Here is a 16791-nt window from a genome sequence, read left to right as displayed (position 1 = left end):
TATGTCCAACTATCCGCATCTTCTTGCGCCCCTCGATCTGGGTCATGTCACGCTGAAGAACCGCGTGCTGATGGGGTCGATGCATACGGGGCTGGAGGAGACGCGCGACTGGAACAGGGTGGCGGAGTTCTACGCGGCGCGGGCGCGGGGCGATGTGGCGCTGATGGTCACGGGCGGCATGGCGCCCAATCCCGAAGGCGGGGTGTTTCCGGGGGCGGCAGGGCTGTATACGCCCGAGGACATCGCAAATCACCGGGTGGTGACGGACCGTGTGCATGCGGCGGGCGGCCTCATCGCGATGCAGATCCTGCATGCGGGGCGCTATGCCTATGGCAAGGACTGTGTCAGCGCCTCGGCGATCAAGTCGCCGATTTCACCCTTTGCGCCCCGCGAGCTGGACGAGGAGGGGATCGAAAAGCAGATCGGAGATATCGTGACGGCGGCGGTGCGGGCGCGCGAGGCGGGTTATGACGGCGTCGAGATCATGGGCTCCGAGGGCTATTTCCTCAATCAGTTTCTTGTGACGCACACCAACAAGAGAACCGATCGCTGGGGCGGCTCCTATGAGAACCGGATGCGTCTGCCGATCGAGGTGGTGCGGCGCACGCGCGCGGCGGTGGGCAGCGATTTCATCATCATATACCGGCTGAGCATGATCGACCTCATCCCCGAGGGCAGCACGCATGACGAAGTGGTGCAACTGGCGCAGGAGATCGAGCGCGCGGGGGCGTCGATCCTGAACACCGGCATCGGCTGGCACGAGGCGCGGATCCCGACGATCGCGACCAGCGTGCCGCGTGCCGGATTCGCCTGGGTCACGCAAAAGCTGATGGGCAAGGTGGGGGTTCCCGTCATCACCTCGAACCGGATCAATACGCCCGAGGTGGCCGAAGAGGTGCTGGCCGGGGGCTGTGCCGATATGGTCAGCATGGCGCGGCCGTTTCTGGCGGATGCGGAGTTCGTCCGCAAGGCGGCGGAAGGGCGCGCGCGGACGATCGCGCCCTGCATCGCCTGCAATCAGGCCTGTCTGGATCACACCTTCAGCGGAAGGCTGACATCCTGTCTGGTCAATCCGCGGGCCTGCCATGAGACGGAACTGGTGATTGCGCCTGCGACAGGAATCAAGCGCGTGGCGGTGGTGGGCGCCGGACCTGCGGGTCTCTCGGCGGCGATCACGGCGGCGGGGCGGGGGCATCGGGTGACGCTGTTTGACCGTGCTTCAGAGATCGGCGGGCAGTTGAACATGGCGCGCGTGATCCCCGGTAAGGAGGAATTCCACGGGTTGGTGGAGTGGTTCGGCGTGATGGTGGCCGAGGCGGGAGTGTCGCTGCGGCTGGGGCAGGATGTGAGTGCCGCCGATCTGGAGGGTTTTGACGAGGTGATCGTCGCCACCGGCGTCATCCCGCGCGATCCGGGCATTCCGGGGCAGGACGGACCCAATGTGCTGAGCTATGTCGACGTGCTCCGCGGGGGGGCCGCGGTGGGCAAGCGGGTCGCTGTCGTGGGTGCGGGCGGTATCGGGTTCGATGTATCCGAATTTCTTGTGCATCAGGGAGTTAGCCCGACTGAGGATGTGGCGCTGTGGCGGGCCGAATGGGGCGTGGGTGATCCCGCCGAGGCGCGCGGCGGGCTGGCCCCGCAGGGACCGCGGCCCGAGCCGCCCGCGCGATCCGTCACGCTGTTGCAGCGCAAGGCCGAGCGGCCCGGCAAGCGGCTGGGCAAGACGACAGGCTGGATCCACCGTGCGGCACTGCGCATGAAGGGGGTCGAGATGATCGGTGGCGTGAATTACGAGCGGATTGATGCAGAGGGCCTGCACGTCAGTTTTGGCGAGGCGCGCGAGCGGCCGACGCTGATTGCGGCGGATACGGTCGTGCTCTGCGCCGGGCAATTGAGCGAGCGCGGGCTGGCCGATGCGTTGCGGGCGCAGGGCGTCAGCGCGCATGTGATCGGCGGGGCAGATGTGGCGGCCGAACTGGACGCCAAGCGCGCGATAGATCAGGGTACGCGGCTGGCGGCGGCGCTCTGATGTCGCCGCAAAAGTGGTGACGACCCGGGCAAAGATGGATTTTCATGATGCGTCCGCTCTGGGCGTTTTCGGGAAAAATGGCGCGTGCAGACGGCTTTGATCGCTCGTATTGTGGTTGTCCGCGCGTTTCCCCTTGGGGAACGATCCAGACAAAACCCAGATATTGTCGGGCATGTGCCCCAGTTGTGCCTGAATTTGCGGCCAGAAAGGCCCTCAAGACGTAATTCAGAGGTATCGCGTATGGATCGCCTGACGGAAATGGAGGCCTTTGCCACGGTGGTAGACCAGGGCGGGTTCACCGATGCGGCACGCAAGATGGGCATTTCGAAATCGGCCGTTTCAAAACATGTTTCCTCGCTGGAGGCACGTCTGGGAGCGCGGCTGTTGAACCGCACCACGCGGCGTGTGAGCCCGACCGAGATCGGTCTGGCCTATTACGACCGTGCGCTCAAGGTGCTCAATGACGCGGGCGAGGCGGATGCGCTGGTGAGCTCGATGCAGTCCGATCCCTCGGGGCTGTTGCGCATCTCGGTGGCGACCGATTTCGGGGTCAATCACCTGAGTCCGGTGCTGGGCCAGTTCCTCGAGGAATTCCCCGACATCACTGTGAACATGGTACTCAACAACCGCTATGTAGAGCTGATTTCCGAAGGCTTTGACATGGCGGTCCGGATTGGCGATCTGGAAGACAGCACGCTGCGCGCCCGCAAGCTGACCGAAACTACAAGGCGGATCATCGCCAGTCCGGCCTATCTGAAGAAATACGGGCGGCCGCAGAAGATCGACGATCTGAACGCGCACAAGCTCTTGCATTATTCCAGCCAGGCGGGCGGCGCGGTCTGGAAGCTGACCGCGCCCTCGGGCGAGAAACGGCAGGTGCGCACGGCGGGGGGGCTGAGCGTGAATGACGGGCAATCGCTGCTCAATGCCGCGATTTCGGGGCTGGGGATCGCCTATCTGCCATCGTTCCTCTATGCTCGCGCGATGGCGGAAGGGCTGGTCGAGGATGCGATGCCCGATTTGCCGATGGAGACGCAGGGCATCTTTGCGGTCTATCCGCCGGGCCGGTTCACCCAGCCCAAGGTGCGGGCATTCATTGATTTTCTGGTGCATCAGTTTGCCGACAAGGGACCGTTGGCCTGGTAGCGGAACCGCGTCGCCGGTCATGGTGGCCCTCGCCCCGGTCGCAGCAGTGCGAGCCGGGGTTTTCTGTTCAGCAACGTCGCCGCACAGCCGCTGTGCAGCCAGCCGCAGTTGCCAAGCGGGCAGGTCCGCCCCAGTTTGCAGCCCAACAACGATTTGCACTGGAGAGGATGACACATGGTAAACCCCAAGCTGCTGACGATTTCGGGATCACTCCGCAAGGGATCGTATAACCGGATGCTGCTGCGCGAGGCGGTCGAGGCATTCGGCCCGGCCGAGGTGAGCGAGGCCGACCTGCATCTGCCGCTCTACGATGGCGATCTGGAAGAGGCCGAGGGCGTGCCTGAGAAGGTGCAGCATCTGGCCCGGCAGATCAGCGAGGCGGATGCGGTGGTGATCGCCGCTCCGGAATACAACAAGGGGATCACCGGCGTTCTGAAGAACGCGCTCGACTGGGTGAGCCGGGTGCCGGGCGCGGCGTTCCGCAACAAGCCGGTCGTGGTGATCTCGGCCTCTGCCGGGCGCACCGGGGGAGAGACGGCGCAGTTCATGACGCTGTCGTGCCTGACGCAGTTGCAGGCGCGTCTGCTGCCCGGCACGGCGGTGCTGATCGCCGGGGCGGGGGATGCGTTCGACGAGGCGGGGCGGCTGAAGGACGCGACCTCGCGCAAGTTCCTGGCCGCGCGTATGGAGGCACTGCGGGCCGAAGTGGTCTGAGACGGGGGGAGCCGTCAGCGGTCGGGTCAGGCCGGCCGGGCGTTTGTCGTGATCCGGCCTGAAGGGGGCGTTGCATTCGCCACCCGTGCGGAACAAGGCGCGACCCCCCGCCGGGATGCCGGATGGCCGCTCTAGATCAATAGGCGAGCCACTTGTTCAACAGCACTGACGTTCCCTCTTTCCGCAGGCTCACGAACAAAAAAGTCATTTTACCGTGTGGTCTCAGGTATGGTTAATCTTGAACGGGCGAACCCCGATTTTCAGGAGGTATAATATCATGCGAATGAGATTACTTATGGCGGCAATCCTGCTGCCATTGCCTGGGGCCGTGCAGGCGGCAGAGGGCGAACGTGTCCAGATCAGGGGCGAGATCATCGACACCTGGTGCTATTATTCCGGTGTTATGGGCGGCCCCGACGCTGTTACTGGCACGGCACATCACACCTGTGCGCTATGGTGTTCGGCAGGGGGGATACCAGTGGGTCTTCTGGGCGAGGATGGCCAGGTTTACATGGTGCTCAGGATCGAGGGGGACGACGGTTCTGCCGGGGGCGACATGCAACTGCGCCTTGCCAGTCACGAGATCACGGCGGATGGCCTGCTCTATCATCGCGACGGGCTGAATTATCTGGTGGTCGAAAAGGTTGTGACCGATCACGGGATCACCAAGCTCAACCACGAGGATTACGGACCTGTTCCGCCCTTCGCCATTCCAGAGCCGAAAGAGTGAGGGGGCGTGAGATGAGACATTTTCTGATGACGCTTGTATCTGCCGGAATGGCGCTGCCTGCCATGGCGCAGGATTTCTCGGAGGGGTCGGAGGCGAAGCCGTGGAACCTCTATGCAGAGCAACCGGCGCGGTTTGAGGCCAGGGTGGTGGATATCCTGTGCGAGTTGACCGGCGATTGTCCGGCAGATTGCGGTGGCGGGGTGCGTCAGCTGGGCCTGCTGCGCGGCGTTGACGACGTGCTGGTCTATCCCAACAAGAACGCGCAGGCCGCGTTCACCGGGGCGGTGGTTGAACTGTTGCCGTTCTGCGGCAGGCAGGTCGAGGTCGATGGTCTGCTGATCGAGGATCCTGATCTGGGGGCGGTGAATATCTATCTGGTGCAGAAGGTCCGCGCCGTGGGTGATGCCGAATGGACCGCCGCGAACCGCTGGACAAAGGAATGGGCCAAGACCAATCCCGAGGCGGATGGCAAGGGGCCGTGGTTCCGGCGCGATCCGCGCGTCAATGCCGAAATCGCCGCGCATGGCTATACCGGCATCGGCGTGGAAGAGGAGAAGCCGTTTCTCAAGGAGTTGTTCGAATGAACTGGCGGAGTCTGGTCCTGAGTGCCGCGATCTGTGGCCTGGCAAGCGGAGGCCTGGCGCATGGCGCCGAGCGGCACACCGATCCAACCACGCCGCCCCTGACAGATGCGGTGACGCCCCTGCCGTGGAAGATTGGCGGCGCATTCGAACTGATCGACCATACCGGCGCGGCGCGCAGTCAGGTCGAGCCGGACGGGCGCATGCAGCTGGTTTTTTTCGGCTATGCCAATTGCCCCGGCATTTGCAGTGCTGCCCTGCCGATGATGGCGGATGCGGCGGACATCCTTGAGACCCGGGGAATCGCGGTTACCCCGGTCATGATCACGATTGACCCGGTGCTGGACACGGTCGGAACGATGGGGCCGGCGCTGGCGAAAATTTCGCCGGATCTGGTCGGGCTGACGGGCAGCCCCGAAGCACTGGCAGAGGTCCATGCTGCGTTTCAGATCAGTTTCGAAAAGATCATGAATGACCCGCAGCACGGCCCGATCTATGCGCATGGCAGCCATATCTATCTGCTCGACGCCACCGGCAGGGTGCTGACCCTGATGCCGCCGGTCCTGCCGGCGGACCATGTCGCTGATATCGTGACAAAATACGCCAAAATCTGAGATCAGCCCGGCGCTGCAAATGCAAAGGCGGCACATGACGTGCCGCCTTTCAGGTTCAGATGTCCGCGACAGGGATCAGGCGTCGAGCCAGACCTTTTCATAGTGCATTTCGCGGAACTGGTGCGCCTGCACGTTCTTGACCCTGTCGGTATGGTGCAGCGCCTGGTTGCGCCAGAACGGCTGGATGATCACACCGCTGTCCTGAAGCATCGTCTGGAGCTTGGCCGAATATTCACGGCGCCGGTCGGCGTCGAAAATGCCGAGCGCCTCGTCGAGCAGGGCGTCGAACTCAGGGTTCGCGTGCCCGGATTCGTTCCACGCCTCGCCGGATTTATAGGCCAGCGCCAGCACCTGAACCCCGAGCGGACGCGGACCCCAGTTGGTGGTGGAGAATGGGTATTTGGTCCAGTCGTTCCAGAACGAGGAACCGGGGATCACCGTGCGCTTGACCTTGAAGCCCGCGTCGCGCAACTGTGCGCCGATGGCATCGGTGGTGGTGGTGCGCCAGTCGCCGTCAATCGAGATGATCTCGATCTCGGTGTCGCCGTGGCCCGCCGCGCGCGCCATTTCGATGGCCTTGGCCGGATCGGGCGCGATGGCGGGCAATTCGGCATATTCCGGATGGAACGGGGCGACATGGTGGTTTTCTGCCGGAATGCCCTCGCCGTTGATCGAGATGGCAAGCAGCACCGCATTGTCACAGGCCAACTGGATCGCGTTGCGCAGTTCCTTGCTGTCATAGGGGGCGGTGTCGGCGCGCATCCGGGCGACGATGGTGTTGGCAGTGGGCTTGGATTGCTTGATCAGGCCGAGCGCGTCGTAGGATTCGATGAAATCGGCGGTGGATTCGTCATTGATGTCGATTTCGTCCCCGTCAAAGGCTGCAACGATCGAGGCGTTGTCCTCGCCAAAGTCGATGAAGCGGATACCGTCAAGATAGACATCGCCACCCCACCAATTGCCATTCTCGCGGCGCTTGTACTCTGCCGCGACACCAATTTCGATCGAGACAAGCTCGAACGGACCGGTGCCGATGGGCGCCTGCGCCAGATTGCCATCCTCGCCAAAACTGCGGTGAACGCAAAGCGCGGGATAATCCGACATGCCGGCGATGATGGTGATATCCGGGCGCGGCAGGTTGAGGCGCACGGTATAGTCGTCGACGCGCTCGATGGCACCCTCGATGGCCTTGTTGGTGTCGGGATCAATCAGCGTACCCATGCGAGAGGCCATGGAATTTCCCTCAACGGCCTTGTCGCACCAGCGGTTGAGGTTGTGGATCACGTCATCGGCGTTGAACGTATCACCATTGTTCCAGGTGGCGCCTTGGCGAACCCTGAGCGTGTAGGTTCTGGCGTCGTCGCTCACCTCCCAGCCTTCCAGCAGCATCGGCTGAAAGGTGAAATCGGGGGCCCAGCGGACCAGTGGTTCGCAGAACTGGCGGGCAAGGTTGCCTGGCTCTGTCCAAGAATACTTGCGCGGATCGGTGATGTCCATCACGCGCGAGGCCACGCGCAGCACGCCACCTTTCTTGCCCTCTTGCGCCTGCGCTGCGGTGGGCGCGGCAAGGCCGAGAAGGCCGTAGGCGGCTGCCGACGAGGCGCCGAAGGTTGAGGCGAGGGCCATGAATTCGCGGCGGCTCATCTTGCCGGCGCGCGTGTCTTCGGCCAGTTTCCGGACGATCGGGCGCACGCTATCTTGCGATCGGTCATGTGTCATGTCTTCCTCCGTGTTGGTTGTTCGTTGTTCCGGGGGCTTGTCGTTTTCCGGCAAGTCTGTCGCTAGTGTTATCATGGCGCAGTCGTCGCGCCAGTATTTTCTGAGTGTGCCGGTCATTGCGGTTTTACTTCGCCTCCGGATCCGGCCCGGTCTGGAGAGTATCGCGATTCCAGCGCCGGGATAGCCTGTTTGCGACAAATGCCCGCCAAAATGGCTTGAGGTGGCGGCAAGGCGGGGCTAGAGCAGCGGCAAAGGAGTGTTGCGCCATGAGCCTCAATACATTCGGTCATCTCTTTCGGTTCACGACCTGGGGCGAGAGTCATGGGCCGGCTCTGGGGGCCACGGTGGATGGCTGTCCGCCCGGCGTGACGATCGACGAGGCGATGCTGCAGCAGTGGCTGGACAAGCGCAGGCCGGGACAGAACCGGAATACCACGCAGCGGCAGGAGCCGGACGCGGTGCGGATCCTGTCGGGCGTCTACGAGGGTCAGACCACCGGTACGCCCATTCAGTTGATGATCGAGAATACCGATCAGCGCTCACGCGATTACGGCGAGATTGCTCGGACGTTTCGCCCCGGCCATGCGGATATCACCTATCACCTCAAATACGGTCTGCGCGATCCGCGCGGCGGCGGGCGGTCCTCGGCGCGCGAGACGGCGGCGCGGGTGGCGGCGGGCGGCGTGGCGCGGGCCGTGCTGGGCGCTCTGGTGCCGGGGCTTGAGATCAAGGGCTACATGGTCGCGATGGGCGAGATGGAACTGGACCGCGCGCGGTTCGACTGGGACGCGATCGACCGTAACGATTTCTGGCTGCCGGATGCCGCCGCCGCGCCCGCCTGGGAGGATTATCTGCAATCCCTGCGCAAGGCGCACGATTCGGTCGGCGCGGTGGTCGAGGTGGTGGCGCGTGGCGTGCCCGCGGGACTGGGCGCGCCGGTCTATGGCAAGCTCGACACCGATCTGGCCGCCGCGATGATGTCGATCAACGCCGTCAAGGGCGTCGAGATCGGCGAGGGGATGGCGGCGGCGCGGCTGACCGGCAGTGCCAATGCCGACGAGATCTTCATGGGCGAAAACGGTCCGGAATACGGTTCCAACCACGCGGGCGGCATCCTGGGCGGGATTTCCACCGGGCAGGATGTCGTGGTGCGGTTCGCGGTCAAGCCCACCTCGTCGATCCTGACCCCGCGCCGGTCGATCACCATCGACGGCCAGCCCATCGAGGTGGTGACCAAGGGGCGACATGACCCCTGCGTCGGCATTCGCGCCGTGCCGGTGGCCGAGGCGATGATGGCCTGCGTTATCCTGGATCACCTGCTGTTGCATCGTGGGCAGGTGGGGGATGGCCCGCGCGGGCGGATTGGCTGACCGGCCCTCGTTCACCTGGCCGGAAATACCTCGGGGGTTCGGGGGCTGGCCCCCGATCCGCGCCTACGGCAGGGGCGACTGTCGCGGCTGCCGCGACAGCTGCACCGCCAGGATGCCCCCCATGATCACCAGCACGCCGATCAGATCGCCAAGGCGCAGCGCCTCGCTGAGCAGGATCGCGGCGATGGCGACGCCGAAGAACGGGTTGAGGAAGTGGAACGTGGCGGCGCGGGTGGCGCCGATGCGCTCGACCAACAGGAACCAGACCAGCGTGGCGGCGAGGCCGGGGATGAGCGTGGTATAGGCAAAGGCGGCGATGAGCAGCCAGCTCCAGTCGACAAGCAGCGGTTCGGTGGCAATACCGATGGTCCCCGTAAGCACCGCGCCAACCATCATCTGCAACCCCACCACCATCAGGAAGTTTCCGCCCGATGCCGCGCCGCGCACCGCGAGCGTGGCGAAGGCCAGCGCAAAGACCGCGATGATGCAGAGCGCGACACCGTATAGGTCCATGCCGCCCTGCAATCGGGCTCCCATGATGATGGTGACGCCGATCAGGCCCGCAAACAGCCCCGCGATGCCAATCCGACCCAGCTGTTCGCCCAGGAACATCCAGCTGAAGAACCCCACCAGCAATGGCATGGTCGAGGCGATGATCGCGGCCAGCGAGGCCTCGATGGTCTGCATGGCGACGAAGTTGAGCCCGAGATAGAGCGCGTTCTGGCAGATCCCGAAGACGATCGTGGCGCGCCATTGCAGGCGGGTCAGGCGCCAGCTCTGGCCAAGCATCAGGGCGATGGCGATGCCGATCACGCCGGAGATCAGAAACCGCAGCCCAAGCGCGGTGAGCGGGGGTGCGGCGGCGACGATGATGCGCGCCGAGGTAAAGGCCGAGGACCACATGAGGGCAAAGGCGAGGCCCATGACGATCGCCCGAATGTCCATTCTCTGTCTCCGCAACTGGAAAGGGTCGCCTCTCGCGGGCGACCCTTTCCGAAACGTGTGGGAATTGCAAGGTCAGCCGTTGACGCTGTCCTTGAGCGCCTTGGCAATGGTCATCTTGACCACCTTGTCGGCCTCTTTCTTCATCTGCTCGCCGGTGGCGGGGTTGCGCACCATGCGCTCGGGGCGCTCGCGGCAGTAGATCTTGCCGATGCCGGGCAAGGTTACTGCACCGCCGGCGGATACTTCTCTGGTGATGATTGCGATCACCGCATCAAGCGCGCCGTTCGCGGTCTTCTTGTCACTGCCCATTTCATCGGCCAAGGCAGCGACGAGTTGGGTTTTGGTCATGGGTTTTGCCATTTTTGGTCTCCTTCAACTGCCCGTGTCTTGGGCCTCATGCGCGTGATTAAACGCTATGATGTGGCTAAACACAACGTCTGGTGGGCAAAAGCAAGCAATTTTGGCGGATTTTGTGCAGATTTTCGTGAAGTCAGAGGAAGGCTGTCTCTTCAAAGCTGCGCAATTTGCGGCTGTGGATGCGTTCGAGCGGCATTTTGCGCAGTGATTCCATCGCGCGAATCCCGATCATCAGGTGCCGGGAAACCTGTGATTTGTAGAAATCAGAGGCCATTCCGGGCAGTTTCAGCTCGCCCTGGAGCGGCTTGTCGGAGACGCACAGCAGCGTGCCATAGGGCACCCGGAAGCGGAATCCGTTGGCGGCGATGGTGGCGCTTTCCATGTCCAGTGCCACGGCGCGGGACTGGCTGAGGCGTTGCACCGGACCGGACTGGTCGCGCAGTTCCCAGTTGCGGTTGTCGACGCTGGCCACGGTGCCGGTGCGCATCACCCGCTTGAGGTCGAAGCCGTCGAGTTGGGTTTCGGCGGCGACCGCCTCTTGCAAGGCGATCTGGATCTCAGCCAGCGCCGGGATCGGCACCCAGGCGGGCAGGTCGGCGTCGAGCACGCGGTCCTCGCGCAGATAGGCGTGCGCCAGCACGAAATCGCCGAGCGATTGCGAATTGCGCAGGCCCGCGCAGTGGCCGACCATGATCCATGCATGCGGACGCAGGACGGCGATATGGTCGGTGGCTGTTTTGGCGTTCGACGGACCGACACCGATATTGACCAGGCTGATGCCCGAGCCGTTGGCGCGTTCGAGGTGATAGGCGGGCATCTGCGGCAGGCGGTCGGGGATCGGCAGCGGCGTATCGGGTGCGATGATCCGGGCATTGCCGGTGCTGACAAAGGCGGTATAGCCGCTGGCCGGGTCCGCGAGCATCCGGCGGGCGAAGGTCTCGAATTCCGAGACGTAGAACTGATAGTTGGTGAAGAGCACGTAATTCTGGAAATGGCAGGGATCGGTGGCGGTGTAATGCGCAAGGCGCGCCAGCGAATAATCCACGCGCTGCGCGGTGAACGGCGCGAGGGGGGCCGCGCCCTGGGCATCCTGCGCCCATGTGCCGTTGACGATGTGGTCGTTGGTGGTCGAGAGATCCGGCACGTCGAACACATCGCGCAGGGTGAAATCGGCAGCGCCTTCCTGCGGAACGGTGAGACCCTCGTCGCCCGCGACCGCGAAATGCACCGGTATCGGCGTGTCGGAGGCGCGGATCGAGACCGGCACGCCGTGGTTTTCCAGCAGCAGGCCGATCTGCTGTTCGAGGTAGTTGCGAAAGAGGTCGGGCCTGGTGATCGTGGTGGCATAGGTGCCCGGTCCCGAGACATGGCCAAAACTGAGGCGGCTGTCGACCTTGGAGTAGGTTGTCGTGGTCAGGCGGATCTCGGGGTAGAAAGCGCGCACGCGGGTGGACGGGACATCGCCGGCAAGCGCGCGGGTGAATTCGGCGCAGAGAAACCGGGTCGCCGCATCATGCAGCAGGCAGAGACGGTCCACGGCGGCGCGGGCCTCGGTAAAGTCCTGCGGGCCGGGTATGTCGGGTGTGGTGGTCGTCCCTGTCTGATCTCGCAATTGCATCTGGCCCTGGCTGTGTGGTTGATGGTGCAGGTTGACACGGGCCGGGGCCGACATCAAGCTGCGACCGAAAGGGGCAGGCGGCATGGATTACGAGACAGTCAGCCCGACGGATTTCGGCGCGTCGCTGCGCGGGCTGGGCTTGAACCTGCTGGTGCGGGATGTGTTGGGAGAGGCGGCGTTTCTAACAGAGGTCTTTGGCATGTCCGCCCACCGGCTGAGCGCGGATTTCGCGATCATGGTCTATCACGGGCAGGTCATGCAACTGCATGCGGATCACACCTATGGCAGTCATCCGCTGCTGGGGCTGGTGCCGGAAAGCCCGCCACGGGGCGCCGGCGCATCGATCCATCTGTTTCAGAGCGATCCCGACCAGGCGGCGGCAAGGGCCGGGGTGGCGGGAGGTATGATCCTGCAGCCACCCGTGAACAAGCCGCACGGGTTGCGCGAATGCTGCATCCTGTGTGCGGATGGTTATGCCTGGATCGCCTCGCGCCCGCTCACGCTCGAAGAAAGGAAAGCATTATGACCGTGACCAATCTCAAGCCAAACATGGAGCACTGGCAGGAGCGGGTCGATCTCGCCGCGGCCTTCCGCTGGACCGTGCGGCTGGACATGCACGAGGCGGTGGCCAATCATTTCAGCCTTGCGATCAACGAGGATGGCACGCGGTTCTTGATGAATCCCAACCAGATGCATTTCACCCGCATTCGGGCGAGCGATCTGATCGAGGTCGATGCCAATGATCCGGCGACGCTGGAGGGACCGGACGCGCCGGACCCAACCGCCTGGGGCCTGCATGGCGGGCTGCACCGGCATTGCCGCCATGCCCGCTGCGCGATGCATGTGCATTCGATTCACGCCACTGTTCTGGCCTCTCTGGCCGACAGTCGCCTGCCGCCCATCGACCAGAACTGTGCCACCTTCTATAACCGTCATGTGGTTGACGAGGGGTATGGCGGGCTGGCGTTCGAGGATGAGGGGGAGCGCTGTGCGCGACTGCTGAGCGATCCGAAGCACAAGGTTCTGATCATGGGCAATCATGGCGTGATGGTGATCGGCGACACGGTGGCGGACACGTTCAACCGGCTCTATTATTTCGAGCGCGCCGCTGAGACCTATATCCGGGCGCTGCAGACCGGGCGGCCGCTGCGGGTGCTGTCGGACGCGGTGGCGGAAAAGACCGCGCGGGAGCTGGAGGATTATCCTGACCAGGCCGAGCGGCATATGGCGGAGTTGAAGGCAATTCTGGACAGCGAAGGGTCAGACTACGCCTGTTAGGCAGAGCGCAGACCCGTTTCCACCAGCAAACCTTTGCGCTTGGCCTCGTAGTAGTATCCGCGCGCGTACCACATGATCGCGGCATCCGGGTCGCCATCCGCCACGATATAGGCACCGCGCAGGTATTTGACCGCGTATTTCAGGTTGGTTTCGGCATCGAGCAGATCGTTTGGCTGTCCGCGGAACCCCATGCTGCGGGCCGTTTGCGGCAGGATTTGCAGCAGGCCGTAATAGGGGCCGTTGCGTGCGCCGGGGCGGTGCCTGCTTTCGCGTATGGCGAGGCGGTGGACGAGCGAACGGGGCACCTCGTAGTGATCGGCGTATTGGTTGATCAGGCGGCGCAGTTCCGGTGTCTCGTTGGGATAGAACTGCGGCTCGAACGGCGCGTTGCGGCTCGAGAGATCGGGATCAGGTTTGGCACAGGCGGCGAGGGGTGCGACGGCGATCAGCGCGATAGCGTGACGACGGGACAGATAGGGCATGGCGGCTCCGGGCACGGTTTCGCGTGCACACTGCCCGCAGATTGCGATTTGCGCCAGAGGCTTTGCCGCGCACCGGCGAAAGACCGCCACCTTGCCAAAGCGCGCGGGCCGGGTCATGTAGGGGGTCATGGGCAAAACTCTGCTTTCCTTTGGTCACGGCTACAGCGCACGCGCGCTGGCGGCGAAGTTCTTGCCGCAGGGCTGGCGGATCTATGGCACGACGCGCAGCGCGCAGAAGGCGGCGATGTTGGCGCGCGAGGGTGTGACGCCGGTGCTGTGGCCGGAGGGCGATCTGACGGAGTCCCTTGAGAACGCCACGCATATCCTGGTTTCGGTTGCGCCGGAGGCCGGGGGCGATCCGGTTCTGGCGCTGCACCGGGATGCAATCGCGCGGATTGCGTCCCGGCTGGATTGGGTCGGCTATCTGTCGACGACCGGGGTTTATGGCGATCATCAGGGCGGTTGGGTGGATGAGTCGACACCGCTCACCCCCTCGACCCGGCGCGGGCAGATGCGGGTGGCAGCAGAGGCCGAGTGGCGGGCCATCCCCGGCCTGCCACTGCATGTCTTCCGCCTGGCGGGCATTTATGGCCCGGGGCGCGGCCCGTTCGAGAAGGTGCGTCAGGGCACGGCGCGGCGGATCGTCAAACCGGGACAGGTATTCAGCCGCATCCATGTGGAGGACATCGCGCAGGTGCTGGAGGCGTCGATCCGCCGGCCCGATCCGGGGGCGGTCTACAACCTGTGCGATGACGATCCGGCCCCGCCGCAGGACGTGATCGGATATGCCGCGGAACTTCTGGGCCTGCCGCTGCCCGAGGAGGTGGCCCATGACGACGCCGAGATGACACCGATGGCCCGCTCGTTCTATGCCGAGTCAAAGCGGGTTTGTAACCGGCGAATCAAGGAAGAGTTGGGTGTGAGACTTATCTATCCCGATTACCGCGTCGGGTTGCGGGCGCTGCTGGAGGGGGAAAAGTAGGGGGCGCTGCCCCCGTCTCGGATTTCATCCGGGACTCCCCCGGGGTATTGAGACCAAGAAGAAATCGGGAGATCGGGGTTTCTTCTTGGTCCAAATACCCATCTGCAGGCGCGGCATGCGGACCGTTCAGCTGGGCGTACCGATACCGGTGGTGATGCTGTAGCCGGGGGCGTAGTTGAGCCGCACGGTGGTGATGGCGCGGGTATGATCCCATGTCGTGCGTTCGACCACAAAGATCGGCGCACCGGGGCTGGTGCCAAGCAGTTCGGCGATGGACTCGGGGGCCACCTCGGCGGAAAAGCGGATATCGCCATGGGTGTAGGGAATGGTCGAGATGAGCCATTCATTCGCGCTCAGCGTCTCGAAGCCCTGCGCGGCGGCGGCGGGGGCGGTGGTGAGGCTGATCCAGCGGTCCTCAAAGACAAAGGGCGCGTCCGAGGCGAGGTGCAGCGCGGTGACATGCAGGCCCTCGCAGGGCGTCCCGGCACAGAGCGTTGCGGCCACGTCGCGTGGCGGGCTGGCGATACGGCGACTGAGGTGGCGATAGGCATAGACCAGGCCGCGCGCGGTGATTTCCTGGCGGATCAGGGGAATATCCACGGTGGCGCGGCTGACCGGGTGGAGCGCCACGCGCGTGCCCGCCTTGCGGCGGCGTTCGAGGATGCCCGCATCGGCCAGCGCGCGCAGGGCGCGGTTGACGGTGGCGCGCGCGCAGCCGAAGTCCTGCGCGAGATCGGCTTCGTTCGGGATCACGGTGCCGGGGGGCCATTCGCGCGCATGGATGCGGCGCAGCACCTCGTCCTGGATTGATTGCCAACTGTTGAATTGCGGGGGTGTCATAGCGCGTCCCGGAGTGGTTTCATGGCCGCAGCATAGCGGTGAGTGATCGCGTCTCGGGCGATGTGGCGGCCACCCTGCACCATATGGCGACCCGCCGCCCAGACATCGCGGACCATACGGTCGTCGCCCGCGAAGATCCAGATATCGAGGGCGGTGTCGCCGGGTCGGTCCGCAAGGTCGATATGGCTGTCGTCGAGCGCCATGAGATCGGCAAGGAATCCCCGCGCGATCTGCCCGGTGTTGCGCCCGGCGGCCTGTGCGCCGCCTGCGGTGGCGGCATCCATCAGGCGGCGGCCGGTGGAGTGCGCGGGCGTGGCCAGCGCGGCGCGGGAATGATCGCGCAGGCGCTGCGAGTAGTCGAGCGTGCGGATTTCCTCCGACAGGGCGATGCGGATATTGGAATCCGATCCGATGGCGATGCGCCCACCAGCCTCCATCCAGCGCAGCCCTTCGAAAATGCCGTCGCCGAGGCTTGATTCGGTGATCGGGCAGAGGCCCGCGACGGCACCCGTGCGGGCGAGCGCCTTGGTCTCATGCGGCTGCATCTGGGTGCAGTGGATGAGGCACCATTGCGGTGTGATTTCCGTATGACCCAAGAGCCAGTCCACGGGGCGCGCGCCATAGGCGGCCTCGACTTCGGTGACTTCGGCCAGTTGTTCGGCGAGGTGCATGTGGATGGGGCTGCCTTGGGCGAGGGCCGCAGCGTTGCGGATCGCTTCTGGCGTCACGGCGCGGAGGCTATGGGGGGCCACGCCGATACGTGCATCGGGCGGCAGGGGGGTGAGGGCCGCGCGGCTGGCGTCCATCAGTCGGGCAAACTGATCCGGGGTGTTTCCGAAACGGATCTGGCCGGGGCCAAGCGGGCGGCGGTCGACGCCGCCGAATTCGTATTGCACCGGCAGCAGCGTCAGGCCGATGCCAGTTTCCTGTGCCGCGGCGACGATGCGATGCACAATTTCCGCGCTGTCGTCATAAGGCAGGCCGCCCGGCTGATGGTGCAGGTAGTGGAATTCGACATTGGTGGCATAGCCGGATTCGAGCATTTCCATCTGCACCAGCGCCGCGATGGCCTGCACCTGATCCGGGGTCAGCCGGTCGAGAAAGCGATACATCAACTGCCGCCATGTCCAGAACGTGTCGCGCGGATCGGGGCCGCGCGTTTCGGTCAGGCCCGCCATGGCGCGCTGGAATGCGTGGGAATGGGCGTTGGCGGGCGCGGGCAGCAGGAGGCCGGTGCGGTGACCCGCAGGTGGCGCGCCGGGTGTCACGCGGACGATATGGCCGGTCTCGTCGATCTCTACCGATACGTCGGGCGCCCAGCCGGAGGGCAGGAGCGCCTGAGAGGCCCAGATTTGTGTCATTGCGTGATCCTGTCTTGACAGATTA

General features: G+C 64.4%; 17 protein-coding genes. 10 read left to right on the top strand and 7 right to left on the bottom strand.

Annotated features, from left to right (window positions below):
• Position 1: 1 nt before the first annotated feature.
• The 6 genes from BSG08_RS03745 (at position 2) to BSG08_RS03720 (ending at position 5814) form a co-directional block, all read left to right on the top strand.
• Positions 2–2029: an NADPH-dependent 2,4-dienoyl-CoA reductase gene (locus BSG08_RS03745; RefSeq protein ID WP_093032294.1), complete on the top strand. Its 2028-nt coding sequence runs from the start codon at positions 2–4 to the stop codon at positions 2027–2029.
• Positions 2030–2269: 240 nt separating this feature from the next.
• Positions 2270–3175: a LysR family transcriptional regulator gene (locus BSG08_RS03740; protein ID WP_093032291.1), complete on the top strand. Its 906-nt coding sequence runs from the start codon at positions 2270–2272 to the stop codon at positions 3173–3175.
• Positions 3176–3349: 174 nt separating this feature from the next.
• Positions 3350–3889 carry an NADPH-dependent FMN reductase gene (locus BSG08_RS03735; RefSeq protein ID WP_093032288.1) on the top strand — a complete coding sequence of 180 codons (540 nt, stop codon included), beginning with the start codon at positions 3350–3352 and terminating at the stop codon, positions 3887–3889.
• A gap of 277 nt (positions 3890–4166) precedes the next feature.
• Complete coding sequence (locus BSG08_RS03730) at positions 4167–4619, top strand: hypothetical protein (protein ID WP_093032285.1); 453 nt, start codon at positions 4167–4169, stop codon at positions 4617–4619.
• A gap of 11 nt (positions 4620–4630) precedes the next feature.
• Complete coding sequence (locus BSG08_RS03725; RefSeq protein ID WP_093032282.1) at positions 4631–5203, top strand: hypothetical protein; 573 nt, start codon at positions 4631–4633, stop codon at positions 5201–5203.
• The gene (locus tag BSG08_RS03720; RefSeq protein WP_093032279.1) at positions 5200–5814 is read left to right on the top strand and encodes an SCO family protein; all 615 of its coding nucleotides are present in this window, start codon (positions 5200–5202) and stop codon (positions 5812–5814) included. Before BSG08_RS03725 ends, BSG08_RS03720 begins: the two co-directional genes overlap by 4 nt.
• Before the next feature lie 75 nt (positions 5815–5889).
• Here BSG08_RS03720 and BSG08_RS03715 read toward each other — a convergent pair whose 3' ends face one another.
• Positions 5890–7533 carry an ABC transporter substrate-binding protein gene (locus BSG08_RS03715; protein WP_093032276.1) on the bottom strand — a complete coding sequence of 548 codons (1644 nt, stop codon included), beginning with the start codon at positions 7531–7533 and terminating at the stop codon, positions 5890–5892.
• A gap of 266 nt (positions 7534–7799) precedes the next feature.
• Here BSG08_RS03715 and aroC point away from each other — a divergent pair, with 266 nt between their 5' ends.
• On the top strand, positions 7800–8903 hold the full coding sequence (gene aroC, locus BSG08_RS03710) for a chorismate synthase (protein WP_093032273.1): 1104 nt from the start codon (positions 7800–7802) through the stop codon (positions 8901–8903).
• A gap of 63 nt (positions 8904–8966) precedes the next feature.
• Here the strand turns inward: aroC and BSG08_RS03705 are convergent, their stop codons facing one another.
• From BSG08_RS03705 to BSG08_RS03695, 3 genes are all read right to left on the bottom strand, one after another.
• Positions 8967–9848, bottom strand: coding sequence for a DMT family transporter (locus BSG08_RS03705; protein WP_093032269.1), 882 nt, complete (start codon positions 9846–9848; stop codon positions 8967–8969).
• A 72-nt stretch (positions 9849–9920) separates the two neighbouring features.
• Positions 9921–10208: an HU family DNA-binding protein gene (locus BSG08_RS03700; RefSeq protein ID WP_093032266.1), complete on the bottom strand. Its 288-nt coding sequence runs from the start codon at positions 10206–10208 to the stop codon at positions 9921–9923.
• 130 nt (positions 10209–10338) lie between these two features.
• A complete protein-coding gene (locus BSG08_RS03695; protein ID WP_093033274.1) occupies positions 10339–11823 on the bottom strand; it encodes an AMP nucleosidase in 1485 nt (494 codons plus the stop codon).
• An 82-nt stretch (positions 11824–11905) separates the two neighbouring features.
• On the opposite strand from BSG08_RS03695, the gene BSG08_RS03690 reads away from it, so the two are divergent.
• Together BSG08_RS03690 and BSG08_RS03685 are read left to right on the top strand one after the other, a co-directional pair.
• Positions 11906–12349 carry a VOC family protein gene (locus tag BSG08_RS03690; RefSeq protein WP_093033271.1) on the top strand — a complete coding sequence of 148 codons (444 nt, stop codon included), beginning with the start codon at positions 11906–11908 and terminating at the stop codon, positions 12347–12349.
• Positions 12346–13101: a class II aldolase and adducin N-terminal domain-containing protein gene (locus BSG08_RS03685; protein WP_093032263.1), complete on the top strand. Its 756-nt coding sequence runs from the start codon at positions 12346–12348 to the stop codon at positions 13099–13101. The genes BSG08_RS03690 and BSG08_RS03685 overlap by 4 nt, the downstream gene beginning before the upstream one ends.
• Here the strand turns inward: BSG08_RS03685 and BSG08_RS03680 are convergent.
• On the bottom strand, positions 13098–13583 hold the full coding sequence (locus BSG08_RS03680; RefSeq protein ID WP_175544701.1) for a transglycosylase SLT domain-containing protein: 486 nt from the start codon (positions 13581–13583) through the stop codon (positions 13098–13100). The two genes, BSG08_RS03685 and BSG08_RS03680, sit on opposite strands and share 4 nt — an antisense overlap.
• 127 nt (positions 13584–13710) lie before the next feature.
• Here BSG08_RS03680 and BSG08_RS03675 point away from each other — a divergent pair, with 127 nt between their 5' ends.
• Positions 13711–14565, top strand: coding sequence for an SDR family oxidoreductase (locus BSG08_RS03675; RefSeq protein WP_093032261.1), 855 nt, complete (start codon positions 13711–13713; stop codon positions 14563–14565).
• 126 nt (positions 14566–14691) lie between these two features.
• Here BSG08_RS03675 and BSG08_RS03670 read toward each other — a convergent pair whose 3' ends face one another.
• Complete coding sequence (locus BSG08_RS03670; RefSeq protein ID WP_093032257.1) at positions 14692–15405, bottom strand: histidine utilization transcriptional repressor HutC; 714 nt, start codon at positions 15403–15405, stop codon at positions 14692–14694.
• Positions 15402–16766, bottom strand: a complete 1365-nt coding sequence (locus tag BSG08_RS03665; RefSeq protein WP_093032254.1) for a formimidoylglutamate deiminase — start codon at positions 16764–16766, stop codon at positions 15402–15404. Before BSG08_RS03665 ends, BSG08_RS03670 begins: the two co-directional genes overlap by 4 nt.
• Positions 16767–16791: the final 25 nt, after the last annotated feature.

The sequence above is a fragment of the Roseovarius azorensis genome, from assembly GCF_900109455.1.
Classification (GTDB): domain Bacteria; phylum Pseudomonadota; class Alphaproteobacteria; order Rhodobacterales; family Rhodobacteraceae; genus Roseovarius; species Roseovarius azorensis.
Note: the sequence above shows the minus strand (reverse complement) of the source record. Positions and strands in the feature narration are given on the sequence as shown.